Origin of the sequence: Pseudomonas sp. Yb2C2 (assembly GCF_052112325.1) — a bacterium.
Lineage (GTDB): Bacteria > Pseudomonadota > Gammaproteobacteria > Pseudomonadales > Pseudomonadaceae > Aquipseudomonas > Aquipseudomonas marginalis.
In genome coordinates, this window is sequence record NZ_JAVAJK010000026.1 from 81,652 (window position 1) to 98,187 (window position 16,536).

General features: G+C 61.3%; 19 protein-coding genes and 1 pseudogene. 18 read left to right on the forward strand and 2 right to left on the reverse strand.

Going from position 1 to position 16,536, the window contains the following annotated elements; genetic code table 11:
* Positions 1-37 precede the first annotated feature (37 nt).
* From acpP to Q8X51_RS27825, 15 genes are all read left to right on the forward strand, one after another.
* Positions 38-274, forward strand: a complete 237-nt coding sequence (acpP, locus tag Q8X51_RS27755; protein WP_003442511.1) for an acyl carrier protein — start codon at positions 38-40, stop codon at positions 272-274.
* Between the two features lie 127 nt (positions 275-401).
* Entirely contained in the window at positions 402-1,646 is a 1,245-nt protein-coding gene (gene fabF, locus Q8X51_RS27760) for a beta-ketoacyl-ACP synthase II (protein WP_065926163.1), read from the forward strand.
* Positions 1,646-2,461, forward strand: a complete 816-nt coding sequence (pabC, locus tag Q8X51_RS27765) for an aminodeoxychorismate lyase (protein ID WP_137212982.1) — start codon at positions 1,646-1,648, stop codon at positions 2,459-2,461. Before fabF ends, pabC begins: the two co-directional genes overlap by 1 nt.
* Position 2,462: 1 nt before the next feature.
* Complete coding sequence (mltG, locus tag Q8X51_RS27770) at positions 2,463-3,584, forward strand: endolytic transglycosylase MltG (protein WP_137212983.1); 1,122 nt, start codon at positions 2,463-2,465, stop codon at positions 3,582-3,584.
* Positions 3,585-3,603: 19 nt separating this feature from the next.
* Positions 3,604-4,236 carry a dTMP kinase gene (gene tmk, locus Q8X51_RS27775; protein ID WP_065947755.1) on the forward strand — a complete coding sequence of 211 codons (633 nt, stop codon included), beginning with the start codon at positions 3,604-3,606 and terminating at the stop codon, positions 4,234-4,236.
* Complete coding sequence (locus Q8X51_RS27780; RefSeq protein WP_074847484.1) at positions 4,229-5,218, forward strand: DNA polymerase III subunit delta'; 990 nt, start codon at positions 4,229-4,231, stop codon at positions 5,216-5,218. The genes tmk and Q8X51_RS27780 overlap by 8 nt, the downstream gene beginning before the upstream one ends.
* 63 nt (positions 5,219-5,281) lie before the next feature.
* Entirely contained in the window at positions 5,282-6,067 is a 786-nt protein-coding gene (locus tag Q8X51_RS27785; RefSeq protein WP_407694777.1) for a TatD family hydrolase, read from the forward strand.
* A 445-nt stretch (positions 6,068-6,512) separates the two neighbouring features.
* Entirely contained in the window at positions 6,513-7,181 is a 669-nt protein-coding gene (locus Q8X51_RS27790) for a TetR/AcrR family transcriptional regulator (protein WP_027607814.1), read from the forward strand.
* 114 nt (positions 7,182-7,295) lie between these two features.
* Entirely contained in the window at positions 7,296-8,264 is a 969-nt protein-coding gene (locus Q8X51_RS27795) for a GTP 3',8-cyclase MoaA (protein WP_065926347.1), read from the forward strand.
* A gap of 144 nt (positions 8,265-8,408) precedes the next feature.
* A complete protein-coding gene (locus Q8X51_RS27800; protein ID WP_027607816.1) occupies positions 8,409-9,014 on the forward strand; it encodes a DUF4823 domain-containing protein in 606 nt (201 codons plus the stop codon).
* Positions 9,015-9,030: 16 nt separating this feature from the next.
* Positions 9,031-9,591: a DUF1285 domain-containing protein gene (locus tag Q8X51_RS27805; RefSeq protein WP_065947752.1), complete on the forward strand. Its 561-nt coding sequence runs from the start codon at positions 9,031-9,033 to the stop codon at positions 9,589-9,591.
* A 70-nt stretch (positions 9,592-9,661) separates the two neighbouring features.
* Positions 9,662-10,375, forward strand: coding sequence for a GntR family transcriptional regulator (locus tag Q8X51_RS27810; RefSeq protein WP_051429403.1), 714 nt, complete (start codon positions 9,662-9,664; stop codon positions 10,373-10,375).
* Positions 10,372-11,373: an ADP-ribosylglycohydrolase family protein gene (locus Q8X51_RS27815; protein WP_065947751.1), complete on the forward strand. Its 1,002-nt coding sequence runs from the start codon at positions 10,372-10,374 to the stop codon at positions 11,371-11,373. Before Q8X51_RS27810 ends, Q8X51_RS27815 begins: the two co-directional genes overlap by 4 nt.
* Before the next feature lie 59 nt (positions 11,374-11,432).
* On the forward strand, positions 11,433-12,899 hold the full coding sequence (locus Q8X51_RS27820; RefSeq protein ID WP_065926344.1) for a purine-cytosine permease family protein: 1,467 nt from the start codon (positions 11,433-11,435) through the stop codon (positions 12,897-12,899).
* Positions 12,892-13,809, forward strand: coding sequence for a PfkB family carbohydrate kinase (locus Q8X51_RS27825; RefSeq protein WP_407694778.1), 918 nt, complete (start codon positions 12,892-12,894; stop codon positions 13,807-13,809). Before Q8X51_RS27820 ends, Q8X51_RS27825 begins: the two co-directional genes overlap by 8 nt.
* Before the next feature lie 62 nt (positions 13,810-13,871).
* On the opposite strand, the gene Q8X51_RS27830 is transcribed toward Q8X51_RS27825, so the two are convergent.
* A complete protein-coding gene (locus tag Q8X51_RS27830) occupies positions 13,872-14,138 on the reverse strand; it encodes a hypothetical protein (protein WP_027607822.1) in 267 nt (88 codons plus the stop codon).
* Between the two features lie 51 nt (positions 14,139-14,189).
* Positions 14,190-14,522, reverse strand: a complete 333-nt coding sequence (locus tag Q8X51_RS27835) for a hypothetical protein (protein ID WP_407694779.1) — start codon at positions 14,520-14,522, stop codon at positions 14,190-14,192.
* 199 nt (positions 14,523-14,721) lie between these two features.
* Between Q8X51_RS27835 and Q8X51_RS27840 the strand changes: the two genes are divergently transcribed.
* From Q8X51_RS27840 to Q8X51_RS27850, 3 genes and pseudogenes are all read left to right on the forward strand, one after another.
* Positions 14,722-15,201 carry a GNAT family N-acetyltransferase gene (locus tag Q8X51_RS27840; RefSeq protein ID WP_027607824.1) on the forward strand — a complete coding sequence of 160 codons (480 nt, stop codon included), beginning with the start codon at positions 14,722-14,724 and terminating at the stop codon, positions 15,199-15,201.
* A gap of 238 nt (positions 15,202-15,439) precedes the next feature.
* The gene (locus Q8X51_RS27845) at positions 15,440-16,261 is read left to right on the forward strand and encodes an SDR family oxidoreductase (protein WP_407694780.1); all 822 of its coding nucleotides are present in this window, start codon (positions 15,440-15,442) and stop codon (positions 16,259-16,261) included.
* A 37-nt stretch (positions 16,262-16,298) separates the two neighbouring features.
* Positions 16,299-16,536: pseudogene (locus tag Q8X51_RS27850) on the forward strand (arabinose ABC transporter substrate-binding protein); the annotation flags it as partial.

The following is a 16,536-nucleotide window of genomic DNA, read 5'->3' on the forward strand; positions in this document are numbered from 1 at the left end:
AGCTGCCTGAATTTGTCCATTAGGAGTTAAACAAGGTATGAGCACCATCGAAGAGCGCGTCAAGAAAATCGTTGCCGAGCAACTGGGCGTCAAAGAAGAAGAAGTGGTCAACACTGCTTCCTTCGTAGAAGACCTGGGTGCCGATTCCCTTGACACCGTTGAGCTGGTGATGGCTCTGGAAGAGGAATTCGAGACCGAAATCCCGGACGAAGAAGCTGAAAAAATCACTACTGTTCAAGCTGCTATCGACTACGTTACGAACCACCAGGCGTAATAGTTTGTAGTCGTCGCCTGCTGTTAGGGAAAAACCGCACTGCTGTAACGGCGTGCGGTTTTTTCTTTAGCGCTGATGAAAAGTAAGCTCTGAAGCAAAGTGTCGTCATTAGAAAAAGGAGAGTGCTGTGTCGCGTAGACGCGTCGTAGTCACCGGTATGGGTATGTTGTCGCCACTGGGTACGGATGTGCCGAGCAGTTGGCAGGGCATTCTGGCTGGCCGCAGTGGTATTGGTCTGATCGAACACACGGACCTTTCTGCCTATTCCACCCGTTTTGGCGGCTCGGTAAAGGGGTTCAATGTCGAGGAATATCTCTCGATCAAAGAGTCCCGCAAGCTCGACCTGTTCATTCAATACGGCCTGGCAGCCGGTTTCCAGGCAGTGCGTAACGCTGGCCTGGAAGTGACCGACGCCAACCGTGAGCGCATCGGCGTGGCCATGGGTTCGGGTATTGGCGGTTTGACCAATATCGAAGAAACCAGCCGCACGCTGCATGATTCCGGCCCTCGTCGAATTTCACCGTTCTTCGTGCCTGGCTCGATCATCAATATGATTTCCGGTTTCCTGTCCATCCACTTGGGGGCGCAGGGGCCTAACTACGCGATTGCTACCGCGTGCACCACGGGTACCCACTGCATCGGCATGGCGGCGCGTAACATCGCCTATGACGAAGCCGACGTGATGATCGCCGGTGGTGCTGAAATGGCCGCCTGTGGCCTGGGAATGGGCGGCTTTGGCGCCTCCCGTGCACTGTCGACCCGCAATGACGAGCCGACCCGTGCCAGCCGTCCGTGGGACAAGGGCCGTGACGGCTTTGTACTGGCCGACGGCGCCGGTGCCCTGGTGCTCGAAGAGTTGGAACACGCCAAGGCGCGTGGTGCCACCATCTATGCCGAGTTGATCGGGTTTGGCATGAGTGGCGACGCCTATCACATGACCTCGCCACCGTCCGACGGTGCCGGCGCTGCGCGTTGCATCACCAACGCCTTGCGCGATGCCAAGGTCAACCCGGACCAGGTGCAGTACATCAATGCCCATGGCACCTCGACCCCGACGGGCGACCTGGCGGAAGCCGAAGCCATCAAGTCGGTGTTCGGCGCGCACGCCTACAAGCTGGCGGTCAGTTCTACCAAGTCCATGACCGGCCACCTCTTGGGTGCGGCGGGCGCGGTAGAAGCGATCTTCAGCGTGATGGCCATCAAGGACCAGGTCGCTCCGCCGACCATCAACCTCGATGAGCCGGACGAAGGCTGCGACCTGAACTTCGTGCCGCATGAGCCGCAACAGATGCCGATCGACGTTGCGATTTCCAACTCGTTCGGCTTCGGTGGCACCAACGGTTCCTTGGTGTTCCGCCGGTTCGCCGAGTGATGCACAGTTGGGTCGACGGTCAGCCAGCGGACAGCGTGCCCCTGAAAGATCGCGGCCTGGCGTACGGTGATGGCCTGTTCGAGACCATCGCCGTCAAGGCCGGGCAGCCCGTGCTGCTTGACCGTCACCTGCAACGCCTGGATGAGGGCTGCAGGCGCCTCGCTCTCGTTGTGGATCAGGTGCTGGTCCGCAGCGAAGTGCAGGCCTATGCCGCCGCTCTCGGCGACGGTGTCCTCAAGCTGATCCTCACCCGCGGCGACAGCCTGCGCGGTTATGGCATCAACCCCGAGGCGCCAGTGCGTCGTATCTTGCAGGGCAATCCGCCTGCTACCTATCCCCAGGCCCATGGGGCCGACGGTGTTCGTCTGTTTGCGTGCGCCACCCGCCTGGCCGAGCAGCCGCTGCTGGCCGGTCTCAAGCACCTCAATCGCCTCGAGCAGGTGATCGCCCGTGCGGAATGGCAGGATGCCGAATATGCCGAAGGGTTGATGCTGGATGTGTCCGGGCGTGTCATCGAAGGCGTGTTCAGCAACCTGTTCCTGGTAAGTAATGGCTTGTTACTAACCGCCGATCTGAATCGTTGCGGCGTTGCAGGCGTCATGCGCGCCGAGATTCTGGCTCAGGCGAGCGCCCTGGGCATCCCGGTAGCCGTGGCTGACATCAGCCTTGAGCAATTGCGGGAGGCTGACGAAGTCTTTATGTGCAACAGCGTATATGGCATTTGGCCGGTGCGTGGGTGCGCTGCGATGAGCTGGTCGGTTGGGCCGCTCACCCGTAAACTGCAGGGCATTGTTCGCGCGCTATTGGATATTTGAGTTGATACGAAAACTGGTTGTACTGCTGCTGATCGGTCTGTTCTCGGCGGCTTTGCTGTTGGGGTTTTCCGCGTGGAAATATGACGCTGCCTTGAAGCAGCCGTTGAATCTGACCCAGGAGCAATTGCTCGATGTGCCGGCCGGGGCGACGCCCACCGGGACCTTCAATCGCCTGGAAGCCGATGGCGTGCTCGACGGCGCGTTCTGGTTGCGCCTGTATTGGCGCTTCAACCTGGACGGTCAACCGCTGCACAGCGGTGAATACCGCATGACCCCGGGCATGACCGCCGAAGGCCTGATCGGCCTGTGGCAGCGCGGCGAAGTGGTGCAATACAGCCTGACGCTGGTGGAGGGCTGGAATTTCCGCCAGGTGCGTTCGGCCCTGGCCAAGCATGAAAAGATCGTGCAGACCCTGGCGGGCCTGAGTGACAGCGAAGTGATGGACAAGCTCGGCCATCCTGGCGTGTTCCCCGAAGGTCGGTTCTTCCCGGATACCTACCGCTTCGTGCGCGGCATGACCGATGTCGAGTTCCTGAAGAAAGCCTATAACCGCCTGGATGATGTCCTCGCCCAGGAGTGGAGCAAGCGTGCTGCCGACGCGCCCTATACCGACCCCTATCAAGCCTTGATCATGGCCTCCCTGGTGGAGAAAGAGACCGGTGTGCCGGAAGAGCGCGGGCAGATTGCCGGGGTATTCGTACGCCGCCTGAAGATCGGCATGCTGCTGCAGACCGACCCCACCGTGATCTACGGCCTGGGTGAGCGCTACAACGGCAAGTTGACCCGTGCGCACCTCAAGGAAGCCAACCCCTATAACACTTACATGGTTGCCGGCCTGCCGCCGACACCCATCGCCATGGTCGGCCGCGAGGCGATCCATGCCGCGTTGAACCCGGTGCCGGGCAGCAGCCTGTATTTCGTCGCCCGTGGCGACGGCAGCCATATTTTCTCCGATGACCTGGGTGCGCATAATGCCGCTGTGCGTGAGTTCCAGCTCAAGCGCCGTGCCGATTACCGCTCAAGCCCGGCACCGCTGGTAAAACCGCCGGAAGACGTAGCGCCGCCTGCTGATGCACCCGCCGAGCCCGCGCCGGATGCCGCCGCGCCGCAAAGCCCGCAATGACTCTGACTAAGGACTGCCTGTGACTGGCTTGTTTATTACCCTGGAAGGCCCCGAAGGCGCCGGCAAAAGCACCAACCGCGATTACCTGGCCGGCCGCTTGCGCGCTGAAGGTGTCGAGGTGGTGTTGACCCGTGAGCCCGGCGGTACACCCCTGGCCGAGCGCATCCGTGACGTGTTGCTGGCCCCAGGCGAAGAACAGATGAACCCGGACACCGAGCTGCTGCTGGTGTTCGCTGCCCGTGCCCAGCACCTGGCCGAGGTGATTCGTCCGGCCCTGGCCCGCGGTGCCGTGGTGATCTGCGACCGTTTTACCGATTCCACGTATGCCTACCAGGGCGGTGGCCGGGGTTTGTCCCTGGCGCGTATCGCCACGTTGGAAACCTTTGTGCAGGGTGATCTACGTCCCGACCTTACCCTGTTGTTCGACCTGCCGGTGGCAGTGGGCATGGCCCGCGCCAGCGCCCGTGGGCGTCTCGACCGTTTCGAACTGGAAGGCCAGGGTTTTTTCGATGCTGTGCGCAGCGCGTTCCTCAGGCGCGCCCAGGCGGAACCGGCGCGCTACCACCTGCTGGACGCAGCCCAGCCGTTGACGCAGGTGCAGCAGGCCATCGACGCCCTGTTACCCAAGCTGTTGGAGCGCGCCCGTGGCTGAAGCCTACCCATGGCAGGACAGTCTCTGGCAGCAGTTGGCCGGCCGTGCCCAGCACGCCCATGCCTATCTGCTGCACGGGCCGATCGGTATTGGTAAGCGCGATCTGGCTGAGCGACTCATGGCCAGCCTGCTGTGCCAGCGCCCGGTCAACCTTGAAGCCTGCGGCGCGTGCAAATCCTGCCTGTTGCTCAAGGCCGGCAGCCACCCGGACAACTACCTGCTCGAACCCGAGGAGGCCGATAAGGCGATCAAGGTCGACCAGGTGCGTGACCTCGTCAGTTTCGTGGTGCAGACCGCGCAGATGGGCGGGCGCAAGGTGGTGCTGATCGAGCCGGTGGAGGCGATGAACATCAACGCCGCCAATGCCTTGCTCAAGAGCCTGGAAGAACCCTCCGGCGACACGGTGCTGTTGCTGGTGAGCCACCAGTCCAGCCGCTTGTTGCCGACCATTCGCAGCCGTTGTGTACAGCAGGCCTGCCCGTTGCCCAGCGAAGCCATGAGCCTGCAATGGCTGGCGAAGGCGCTGCCGGATTGCTCCGCAGAGGAGCGGATCGAGTTGCTGACCCTGGCGGCCGGTTCCCCGCTGGCGGCCGTCAAGCTGCAAGCCCAGGGCGTACGTGAGCAACGCGCCCTGGTTGTGGATGGGGTGAAAAAACTGCTCAAGCAAGAGCTGTCCGCCACCCAGTTGGCTGAAAGCGCCTGGAAGGACATTCCCTTGCTGCTGCTGTTCGACTGGTTCTGTGATTGGTCGAGCCTGATCCTGCGCTACCAGTTGACCCAGGATGAAAACGGCCTGGGCCTGCCGGACATGCGCAAGGTGGTGCAATACCTCGCGCAGAAAAGTGCCCAGGACAAGGTGCTGACTATCCAGGACTGGATCCTCGCCCAGCGCCAGAAGGTGCTCGGCAAGGCCAACCTCAACCGCGTGCTGTTGCTTGAAGCGCTGCTGGTGCAGTGGGTTGGCTTGCTCGGCCGCCGTTAATTTCCTTGGCCGACGGGTGTATCGTTGGCCAGACACTTTCCGTGACCTAAGTCGTAATTTCCTATGCTTGTAGATTCCCATTGCCACCTTGATCGCCTCGACCTTGCCCAGCATGGCGGCTCCCTGGATGCTGCCCTCGACGCTGCACGCCAGCGTGGGGTAGGGCATTTCCTGTGCATTGGCGTCAGCGCCGACAATGCTGCCGACGTCAAAGCCTTGGCTGAGCGTTATGCCGATGTGGATTGCTCGGTGGGTATCCACCCGCTGGACCTCAAGCCCGGCGAAGCCCCGGCCCTCGACTGGCTGCTGGGCGAACTCAATCACCCGCGCGTGGTGGCCATTGGCGAAACCGGCCTGGACTACCATTACGAGCCGGAAGCCGCCGAGTTGCAGCAGGCCTCGTTTCGCCTGCATTTGCAGGCCGCCCGGCAAACCGGCAAACCGGTGATTGTCCACACCCGCGGCGCCCGTGCCGACACCCTGGCCCTGTTGCGCGAAGCCGCGTTGCCCCAGGCCGGCGTGTTGCATTGCTTTACCGAGGATTGGGACATGGCCAGGGCAGCGCTCGACCTGGGCTTCTATATTTCCCTGTCGGGCATTGTCACTTTCCGCAATGCCGATGCCCTGCGCGACGTGGCGCGCCAAGTGCCAGCCGACCGCCTGCTGGTGGAAACCGATTCGCCGTACCTGGCGCCGATTCCCCATCGTGGCAAACCGAACCTGCCCGAATATGTACGGGATGTGGCGGACTACCTGGCGATGCTGCGCGGTGAGTCCTATGAGCGCTTTGCCGAGCAGACCACCGAGAACTTCAAGCGCCTGTTCCCGCTGGCCCACGTCGCCGCATGACACGACTGAATCGCAGGCAAAAAAAACCCGGGTTCTGGGGGGTGAATCCGGGTTAAGACCATTAGGAGTAAAACAAGGGCACACAGTCCGTCGGTACCCAGGTCGGCGCTTCACTTGGGGGAGATGTCACGCCGACAGTTCAAGTATTGATCAGTATCTGATTCAGTCCAGTCGCGACTGATCGTTTTTTAAACAGATTTGGAATACATGCGCTTCGCTTGAGTTCTCATTGGGCAGGTGCACGGGTGCTGTTGTTGCGTATTATTTCTGACTGATAGGCATGAAAACGTTGGCGCCTTGAAAGTAAAGTGCAGGGCGGGTTCACATAGACGTTGCCCAACGACCGTTCAGTCGGGATAATCCCTCGCACTGGGTAAATCGTATCGCCATGTATTCGTGGCCCTGCGCAGCCCTCCCTATTCCGACCTTTGCAGACCTCTTCCTCATGCACAAAGAACCCCGTAAGGTCCGTGAGTTTCGCCGCCGTGAGCAGGAAATTCTCGACACCGCACTCAAGTTGTTCCTCGAACAAGGCGAAGACAGCGTCACCGTCGAGATGATCGCGGATGCCGTGGGTATCGGCAAAGGCACGATCTACAAGCACTTCAAGTCCAAGGCCGAGATCTACCTGCGCCTGATGCTCGACTACGAGCGCGACTTGAACGAGCTGCTGCATTCGGCCGATGTCGACAAGGACAAGGAAGCGCTGTCCCGCGCCTACTTCGAGTTCCGCATGCGCGACCCGCAGCGCTACCGCCTGTTCGACCGCCTGGAAGAGAAGGTGGTCAAGGGCCATCAAGTGCCGGAGATGGTCGAGGAGCTGCACAAGATCCGCGCCTCGAACTTCGAGCGCCTGACCCTGCTGATCAAGGGCCGCATCAGCGAAGGCAAGCTTGAAGACGTACCGCCGTATTTCCACTACTGCGCCGCCTGGGCCTTGGTGCACGGCGCCGTGGCGCTGTACCACTCGCCGTTCTGGAGCAATGTGCTGGAAGACCAGGAAGGTTTCTTCCAGTTCCTGATGGATATCGGTGTGCGCATGGGCAACAAGCGCAAGCACAGCTCCGAGCCGGCACTGGTTGAAGCGGCCCCCGTCGAAACCCCGGCCACGTAATGATTTGCTGCCAGGCGCAGTAACCCAGGAATATACTCAGGCAAGGATATTGCTAAAAGCTGATTTATCAGTCAGTTTTTAGCACGCCCGAATCATCCTCTGCCGGAGTGATCCATGATCGTTGATCGTCAAGGCAGGCGTTTTCGCAATTTGCGGATCAGCCTGACCTCAGCCTGCAATTACGCGTGTACCTACTGCGTGCCGAACGGCAAGCGGCTGGTGGCTGCCCAGGACGAACTCTCGGCCGAGGCCATGGCCCGTGGCGTGGCCTACCTGATCGAGGCGGCGGGCATCGAGCGCTTGCGCATCACCGGTGGCGAGCCGCTGGTCAGCCCCAAGCTGGAAGCCTTCATGGGCGCCGTGGGCGGCATGGGCCTCAGCGACATCAGCCTGACCACCAACGGCCAGTTGCTGGCGCGCAAACTGCCGCTGCTGGTGGATGCGGGAATTCGGCGTATCAACGTCTCCCTCGATACCCTGGATGCCGGCGCCTTTCGCAGCATCGCCCGTGGCGGCGACCTGGCGACCGTGCTCGATGGCATGGACCAGGCGCGTGCTGCCGGGATCAAGATCAAGGTCAACATGGTGCCGTTGCGCGGCCAGAACCTCGACCAGGTGATGCCGCTGCTCGACTACTGTCTGGAGCGTGGCTACGAGCTGCGTTTTATCGAGTTGATGCGCATGGGCCACCTGGCCAAGGACTCCAATGCATTCCTGCAGCAGTTCGTCAGCCTGCAACAGCTGCTCGGCCTGATCGGCGAACACCACGAATACCTGCAAGCCAACGCTCCCGTGGATGCCACGGCGGTACGCTACGAAGTGCCGGGCAAAGGCTTCTTCGGCGTGATCGCCAACGAAAGCGTACCGTTCTGCCGCACCTGTTCACGGCTGCGCTTGTCGTCGACCGGCTGGCTGCATGGCTGCCTGTCGTCGAGCAACCGTCACTATGTCGGCGACCTGTTGGACAAGCCTCGCCACCAGGCGCTGCCGGCCCTGCAAGGCCTGCTGATGAAGGCCTTGGGCGATAAGCAGGAAGTGGCCTTCTCCGGCGGTGCGACGATCATGAAGATCATTGGCGGATAATGCTTTCCCAAGATTAAACATCATCCAATGTGGGAGGGAGCAAGCCCCCTCCCACATTTAGTTCTGCGTTGTTTCCAAATGGCGCGGATTCTGCATCTCGTGTCCATTCGCCGGTTTTCCGTCACCGGCTTCTGGAGGATTAGGATGCGTAGTCTGGTTTTGTTGCTGGCGTCGTTGACGCTGAGTGGTTGCATGACCGTCAGCGATATGGCCGAAGGCACCCGTTATCAGATGAGCGACGCCGGGTTGCTGGACCACAGCGACACTCGTCGTACCGCCTCGGTGCGCATACAGCCGGATTCCTTTGTCTTTATCGCCCAGGGTGCATTTGTACCGCCCGGCAGCGCCTACCCGCGGCCGAATGTGGTGGCCGAGGAAGCCTTCAACGGTTTCGTCGAATACTTCCCCATGGTGCGTCGTGCTCGTCAGCCGGAAGGCCTGGAGCAGGCGATGGCCGAGGCCCGTGCGGCGGGTGCCCACTACCTGCTGTACTGCCGTTTCGCCAAGGCCGATGACCGTATCGGCAACGCCGACGAATGGGCTGATCAAGAGGCGCTGGACCGGCTTGGCCTGGACAACGGGGTAATCCAGATCATGTTGATCGAGACCAGCACCCAGTATTTGATTGATACTGCACGTATTCGCAGTCGTGGCGGTTTACTGACGTTCCACGACAACAAGCCAGAAGACCTGATTGCCCGCCCCTTGGCGCAGTACGCCCGAGGCCTGTTGGGCATGGGCGATCAGTAACACCAAGGAGAACACCATGACCGATTCCGCCAAGGCCAACGATCTGTTGGCTCAGTTGCCCAAGGGCAAGGGACCGGCGCCGGTGCATCTGTGGAACCCGGATTTCTGCGGCAACATCGACATGCGCATCGCCCGTGACGGCACCTGGTTCTACCAGGGCACGCCGATCGGGCGTAAGCCGATGGTCAAATTGTTCTCTAATATCATCCGCCGAGATGGCGATGATTACTTCCTGATCACCCCAGTGGAAAAAGTCGGTATCACCGTCGATGATGCGCCCTTTGTCGCGGTTACTCTCGACGTCGAAGGGCAGGGCGAAAGCCAGGTGCTGCGTTTCACCACCAACGTCGACGAGCAGGTTGCAGCCGATATTGAGCATCCACTGCGGGTGGTGATCGATCCCGTCACCCAGGAACCGTCCCCCTATCTGCGCGTGCGTACCAACCTCGAAGCCCTGGTGCATCGCAATGTGTTCTACCAATTGGTGGAGTTGGCGGTGAGTCGCCCGATCAATGGTCAGAACTGGCTTGGCGTATGGAGCGGCGGCGAGTTTTTCCGTATTGGCCTGGAGCCGTGAGACCGGTTTTTTCATCTCCCTGAAATAATTCGCTTGCTGCAAATGGCCGCTTTCGGTTATCAATTTGTACATGATTAGACATGTCCGATTTGATAAGAAAAAACGCGTCGTCGACGAGCTCATCCGCCGTATCGAGGGAGGGGTGATGGCCGACGGTTTCCTGTTGCCGGGCGAGCATCAACTGGCTGAAGAGTTTGCGGTCAGCCGGGGCACGCTGCGTGAAGCCCTCGCCGAACTCAAAAGGCGCAATTACATCGCGACCCAGAGCGGCGTGGGCTCCATCGTCACATTTGATGGCATGGCGCTGGATCAAACCAGCGGTTGGGCCCAGGCGCTGGCGGACACCGGGGCCCTGGTGACCACCGATATTCTGCGCCTGGAAGCGGTGACGCGCGCCGATCTGTTCAGTCGCTTCGGCACCGACCAATTTATCGCCCTCGACCGCCGTCGCCGCACGACTGATGGCACGGCCGTTTCCCTTGAGCGCTCGCTGATGCCCGCGTCCGGTGGCCTGGAAAGCCTGCCGCGCGTTGGGCTGATCGATAATTCCCTGACCATCACCCTGGCAGCCTACGGTTACGTCGGTGCCGAAGGTGACCAATGGATCGGCGCCGAGCCCCTCAGCGATGAAGACGCCGAGTTGCTTGGCCGCCCGGTGGGCACGGTGTTCCTCAAGGCCTCGCGCACCACCTACGATCGCCGCGAGCGCTTCATGGAGTACGTCGAAAGCCTGCTCGACCCTCTGCACTTTCGCCTGCACCTGCAGTTTGGATCTTCAAAATGACCCCCAATACCCGCGCCCTCGGCGCTTTCTACGGCCTGGCGTTGGGCGATGCCCTGGGCATGCCCACCCAATCCCTGAGCCGTGAGCAAGTGCAACAGCGCTTTGGTGCCATTACCGGCCTGGAAAATGCCGACGCCGACCAACCCATCGCGCCCAATATGCCGGCGGGCTCCATCACCGATGACACCGAGCAAGCGATCCTGGTCGGTGAGCTGCTGGTCGAGGGCCGAGGCAAGATCGACCCCGCCGTGCTCGCCCGGCGCCTGATCGATTGGGAAGCGGTGATGCGCGCCAAGGGCTCCCAGGATCTGCTCGGCCCGTCGACCAAGCGTGCAATCGATATGATCCTCAACGGCCATACCCCGGAAGAATCCGGGCGCTACGGCACCACCAATGGCGCCGCCATGCGCATCACCCCAGTGGGAATCGCCGCCGATGTCAGCGACCCGGCGCGATTTATCCAGGCGGTGATCCAGGCCTGCCAGGTCACCCACAACACCAACCTGGGCATCTCCAGCGCCGCGGCAGTGGCGGCGGTGGTGTCCGCGGGCATCAACGGTGTGGACTTGGGTGAAGCCTTGAATATCGGCACCCAGGTGGCTCAACAGGCGGAAGGCCATGGCCATTGGATTGCCGGCGGGCGCATCTCCACCCGTATCAGTTGGGCGCGCACCCTGAGCGTCGGCAGCGGCGACACAGCCCTGTTCGCTGACCTGCTGTATGAATTGATTGGCACCTCCGTCGCCTCCCAGGAATCGGTGGTGGTGTCGTTTGCCCTCGCCCAGCAAGTGGCGGTGGGGGCCATGAACGCGTTCGAAGCCCTTTGCCTGGCCGCCAGCCTGGGCGGCGATACCGACACGATTGCCGCGATGCTCGGCGCGATGCTCGGTGCCTGCCTCGGCCTGCAGTGCTGGCCCGAATCGATGATCAAACAGGTCAAGCAGGTCAACGGCCTCGATCTGCAGCCGCTGGTTCAAGGCTTGCTCGCATTGCGCTGAGTCAGGAAGACCGCGTATCCGCCACAACCACAACAATACAGGCACCAGGAGCACCACTCATGAGCAGCACTTCTTCCGGCCAAAGCGCCGGGCAATTGGAAACCCGCGGTATCGAACCGGTCCCTGAAGGGGAGTGCAACGGCCATCCACTGCAACTGTTCTGGGTGTGGTTCGCCGCTAATATCAGCATCCTCGGCCTGCCCCTCGGCGCCACCCTCGTGGCGTTTCGCGGCCTGGCCATCTGGCAGGCGATCATCGTCGCGATCCTAGGTGCTGCCGGCTCGTTCGCCGTGGTGGGCATCATCTCCATCGCCGGCCGTCGCGGCCGTGCCCCCAGCCTGACCTTGTCCCGCGCCATCTTCGGCGTGCGCGGCAATATCGGCCCGACGCTGGTGTCGTTGATGTCGCGCCTGGGCTGGGAAACCGTCAACACCACCACGGCGGCCTTCGTGTTGCTGTCGTTGTGTTCAATTCTGTTCGGCTCTGCGGTGGAGGCGAAAAGCGCACCGGTCCTCACCCTGATCTTCATCGGCATGTTCGTGTTGCTGACCTTGGCCGTATCGGGCCTGGGCCACGCCACCTTGCTGGTGATCCAGAAGTGGGCCACCTACGTGTTCGGCGCGTTGAATATCCTGGTGGGCGGTTTCCTCTGCGCCACCATCGACTGGAGTGCGGTGTTCAACGCCACCCCGGCTCCCTTGAGCGCGATGATCATCGGCATCGGCACCATGGCCGCCGGTACCGGTATCGGCTGGGCCAACGCCGGTGCCGACATGTCGCGCTACCAGCACCGCAGCGTCACGGCCGTGCGCCTGGTGGCGTCGGCGGCATTTGGTGCGGGCATTCCGCTGGTGTTGCTGATTACCCTCGGCGGCCTGCTGTCGGTCGGCAACAACGACCTGGCCGCGGCCACTGACCCGATCATCGCGATCCGCGACATGCTGCCCACCTGGATGGCGGTGCCGTACCTGATCACCGCGTTTGGCGGGCTGCTGCTGTCGAACAACCTGTCGGTGTATTCGGCCGGCCTCACCACCTTGACCCTTGGCCTGAAGGTCAAGCGCGTGCATGCGGTGATCGTCGACATCGTGGCGATCTTCGCCGGTTCCATCTACTTCATGCTGATCGCCGACAGTTTCTACGGCCCGTTCATCACCTTCATCTCGTTGCTGGCGGTGCCGATCACCGCGTGGGTGGGGATCTTCGTGGTCGACCTGATCCATCGTCACTACTACAGCCCCAAGGACCTGCTGGACGTGAGCCCGAGCAGCGCCTACTGGTATCGCGGCGGTGTGGAATGGCGCGCCTTCGGCGCCTGGGCCGTGGCCATCGTGCTGGGTTTCAGCTTCACCACCATCGGCACCACCGCCGAGAATATCTGGTTCGCCGGGCCGTTGTCCGACTCCTGGCTCGGCCACAATGGCCTGGGCTGGATCGTCACTTTCCTGGTCGCCGGTGGGATTTATGCGGTACTGGGCGGCGCGGCTGACCGTCGTCCGGCGTTGGTAGAGAGCCCTAATGTCTAGATTGCTGCACACCGGCCAGGTCATCGTCGACCTGGTCATGGCCCTCGACACCTTGCCTGCGACCGGCGGCGACGTGCTGGCCAAGTCCGCCAGCTTCGAAGCCGGCGGTGGTTTCAACGTGATGGCGGCGGCGCGGCGCAATGGCTTGCCGGTGGTCTATCTGGGCCGTCACGGCACTGGCCGCTTCGGCGACCTGGCCCGCGCAGCGATGCAGGCCGAGGGCATTGACATGGCCCTGGCGGCCAGCAGCGCAAAGGACACTGGCTTGTGCGTGTCCCTGACCGAAGCCACTACCGAGCGCACGTTCATTTCCCATATCGGCGTCGAGGGTGAACTCAGCCAGGAGGATTTGACCACCGTCGTACCGCGTGTCGACGACTACGTCTACGTCAGTGGCTACAGCCTGCTCCTGGAAGGCAAGGCCCAGGCGCTGATCGACTGGCTGCTGGCACTGCCCCCGGAAGTCGTGGTGGTGTTCGATCCGGGGCCGCTGGTCAAAGCGCCGGATTCGGCCTTGATGGGTGCGCTGTTGCCACGTATCGATATCTGGACCAGCAATGGTCCTGAAGCCTTGGCGTTTACCGGCGCGGCGGACATCGCTGCAGCGTTGCCGGCGCTCAGCCAGCACCTGCGCGCCGAGACGCTATTGGTGGTGCGTGACGGACCGAATGGCTGCTGGGTGGGGCGTGCGGGTCAGATCGAGCATGTGCCGGGCTTCAAGGTGCAGGCGGTGGATAGCAATGGCGCGGGCGATGCGCATGCGGGCGTGTTTATTGCGGGGTTGGCGGCTGGGTTGAAACCTGCTGCGGCAGCACAGCGGGCGAACGCAGCGGCGGCCCTGGCGGTGACGCGTTGGGGCCCGGCAACTTCCCCAGGCACCGCTGAAGTCGACGCATTACTTACTGACTGAACATAGGCCCAAGCATGTGAGAGGAAGGCTTACTCCCTCTCACATTGGGTTTTACATGAGGACTACTGGCGCGTCTCACCTTCGAGTTTGCGCGCCTCGTCCACACCCGACGCCGTCAACTTGATCGGCAGATTCAGCGAGTATTCACCGGCGTCGTCGGTGGTCACATGCCCATCCTTGATCAACCCGCGGTCTTGCAGAAATGCCAACGCACTGGCGACCACTTTCTCTCCGCGGTAGTTATCCAGCACTTCCTTGCCCAGCCCCTGGGGATGAGCGTGCAGCAGGCGGGTGAGGACTTCTTTTTCAAGGTCTTTATCGACGTTCATGCGTACCTCTTCATTGGGGAATGATCGGGTGTTGCGATTGCATTTGATGCGTTAAGGCGCAGGCTGTTTCGGCGCGCCCGGCAGGTTCGAGTCATCGCCTTTATTTATCTTCGGCTCATTCACCGAAGGGCCCATTTTGCCGTTGCCGACGGCCGCGGGCGCTTGGCGTTGGGTATCGTGACCCTGGGTATGCGGGTCGGCACCATTGGTGTTATCGATGACCGCGCCGCCGTTGGTGTCCAGGCCCGTGCCCATGGATTTCTGCGATTCGGTGGTGGCGTCCGGGTTGGTAGGACCAGTGGACGACGTGGCAGCCAAACCACTCAGCGAAACCGAAGACAACAGGCCAGCAAATGCGAGGGCGGCAAACTTGGAATGCTTCATGAGGGTGTCTCCATATGATTGATGTCCTTACCCTCTATTGGTCAGTTGTGCCTTGATGATCGTGCCTGGGTGGCGACGAACGGTGCCGTGGCACCTGTAAGATTTTGTGTGTCGGCTGCCGGGCTCCCCATAAATTGCACTGCAATCAGTCATCAAAGCGCCTTAGTATGTGTGCTTTGAAATTGCCCAAGGCTCGCCCATGACCATCGAGATTCGCCCCGCCGTGCCCAGCGATGCTGCGCAGATCCTGACTTTCATCACCGAACTCGCCGAGTACGAGAAAGCCCGGCATGAAGTGATCGCCAGCGTGGTGGACATCCAGCGCAGCCTGTTCAGCGAGGGCGCCACCGCCCATGGCCTGATCTGCTCGCGGGATGGCTTGCCGATTGGGTTTGCGGTGTTCTTTTTCAGCTATTCCACGTGGCTGGGCAGCAACTGCCTGTACCTGGAAGACTTGTATATCAACCCGGAACAACGTGGCGGCGGGGCGGGCAAGAAGCTGTTGCGTCATTTGGCGAAGATTGCCTTTGATAACGGGTGCGCGCGCTTCGAGTGGAGCGTGCTGGACTGGAACGAGCCGGCGATTGCCTTTTATAAATCCATCGGCGCCCAGCCGCAGGAGGAGTGGGTGCGCTATCGCATGGAAGGTGATGCGCTGCGGGATTTTGCTCTCGGCTGAAGCCACCTTCTTGAACACACTGTAGATCAAATGTGGGAGGGGGCTTGCTCCCGATAGCGGTGAATCAGTCAGCCTTTCTGTAGCTGACGTGCCGCTATCGGGAGCAAGCCTCCTCCCACATTATTTTTTGATTTTGCTCACTATGTGGGATGCAAATTTATATATTGAGATGTTTCAAATGATGGGTTTATAGTCGTCTGCATCAGCACTCACTGCCAAAAATAAAACAGGTGACGCGATGCAGGCCCAACCGTTGTCATTACCCGCTGTGCCCGAGCCAACCTACGGCGAGCGCCTGAAGAACAAGGTGGTGATCATCACCGGCGCCGCCCAGGGCATTGGTGAGGCGATCGTCGCGTGTTTCCAGGCCCAGCAGGCGCGCCTGGTGATCGCCGATATCCAGGCCGAAAAGGTCGAGAAAGTCGCTGCCCACTGGCGCGAACGCGGCGCCGAGATCTACGCCCAACCCGTCGATATCACCTCCAAAGCGCAATGGCTGGCGTTGGTCAATGTGGCCATTGAGCGCTTCGGCCGGGTGGATGTGCTGGTCAATTGCGCCGGGGTCAACGTGTTCCGCGACCCGCTGGAGATGAGCGACGAAGACTGGCGCCGTTGCTTCGCCATCGACCTCGACGGCGCCTGGTACGGCTGCCGCACGGTGCTGCCACACATGATCGAGCAGGGCATCGGCAACATCATCAATATCGCCTCCACCCATTCCAGCCACATCATTCCCGGCTGCTTTCCCTACCCGGTCGCCAAGCACGGCCTGCTCGGCCTTACCCGCGCTCTGGGTATCGAATACGCGCCCAAGGGCATCCGCGTAAATGCCATCGCCCCGGGCTATATCGAAACCCAGCTCAACGTCGATTACTGGAACGGTTTCCCCGACCCCCACGCCGAGCGCCAGCGTGCGTTCGACCTGCACCCGCCCAAGCGCATCGGCCAGCCCGTCGAGGTGGCGATGACGGCGCTGTTCCTGGCGACCGACGAGGCGCCCTTTATCAATGCCACCTGCCTGATGATCGATGGCGGGCGGTCGGTGATGTACCACGACTAGAACTTGCCACTCCCAATAACAACAAGAGGTGCCGTTCATGAAAAAAGCAATACGCGTACTGGCAGCTGCCGCCGTGCTCAGCGGCCTCAGTACTTTCGCATTTGCCGAGGAAGTGAAAATCGGCTTCCTGGTCAAGCAGGCCGAGGAGCCGTGGTTCCAGACCGAATGGGCCTTTGCCGAAAAAGCCGGCAAGGAACATGGCTTTACCGTGATCAAGATCGCCGTGCCCGATGGCGAGAAAACCCTCTCGGCCATCGACAGCCTGGCCGCTAACG

Excerpts from the sequence above, each read along its gene's own strand:
- acpP (WP_003442511.1), top strand. The coding sequence starts at position 38 with ATGAGCACCATCGAAGAGCGCGTCAAGAAAATCGTTGCCGAGCAACTG.
- pabC (WP_137212982.1), top strand. The coding sequence starts at position 1,646 with ATGCACAGTTGGGTCGACGGTCAGCCAGCGGACAGCGTGCCCCTGAAA.
- Q8X51_RS27785 (WP_407694777.1), top strand. The coding sequence starts at position 5,282 with ATGCTTGTAGATTCCCATTGCCACCTTGATCGCCTCGACCTTGCCCAG.
- Q8X51_RS27790 (WP_027607814.1), top strand. The coding sequence starts at position 6,513 with ATGCACAAAGAACCCCGTAAGGTCCGTGAGTTTCGCCGCCGTGAGCAG.
- Q8X51_RS27795 (WP_065926347.1), top strand. The coding sequence starts at position 7,296 with ATGATCGTTGATCGTCAAGGCAGGCGTTTTCGCAATTTGCGGATCAGC.
- Q8X51_RS27800 (WP_027607816.1), top strand. The coding sequence starts at position 8,409 with ATGCGTAGTCTGGTTTTGTTGCTGGCGTCGTTGACGCTGAGTGGTTGC.
- Q8X51_RS27805 (WP_065947752.1), top strand. The coding sequence starts at position 9,031 with ATGACCGATTCCGCCAAGGCCAACGATCTGTTGGCTCAGTTGCCCAAG.
- Q8X51_RS27810 (WP_051429403.1), top strand. The coding sequence starts at position 9,662 with ATGATTAGACATGTCCGATTTGATAAGAAAAAACGCGTCGTCGACGAG.
- Q8X51_RS27815 (WP_065947751.1), top strand. The coding sequence starts at position 10,372 with ATGACCCCCAATACCCGCGCCCTCGGCGCTTTCTACGGCCTGGCGTTG.
- Q8X51_RS27820 (WP_065926344.1), top strand. The coding sequence starts at position 11,433 with ATGAGCAGCACTTCTTCCGGCCAAAGCGCCGGGCAATTGGAAACCCGC.
- Q8X51_RS27825 (WP_407694778.1), top strand. The coding sequence starts at position 12,892 with ATGTCTAGATTGCTGCACACCGGCCAGGTCATCGTCGACCTGGTCATG.
- Q8X51_RS27830 (WP_027607822.1), bottom strand. The coding sequence starts at position 14,138 with ATGAACGTCGATAAAGACCTTGAAAAAGAAGTCCTCACCCGCCTGCTG.
- Q8X51_RS27835 (WP_407694779.1), bottom strand. The coding sequence starts at position 14,522 with ATGAAGCATTCCAAGTTTGCCGCCCTCGCATTTGCTGGCCTGTTGTCT.
- Q8X51_RS27840 (WP_027607824.1), top strand. The coding sequence starts at position 14,722 with ATGACCATCGAGATTCGCCCCGCCGTGCCCAGCGATGCTGCGCAGATC.
- Q8X51_RS27845 (WP_407694780.1), top strand. The coding sequence starts at position 15,440 with ATGCAGGCCCAACCGTTGTCATTACCCGCTGTGCCCGAGCCAACCTAC.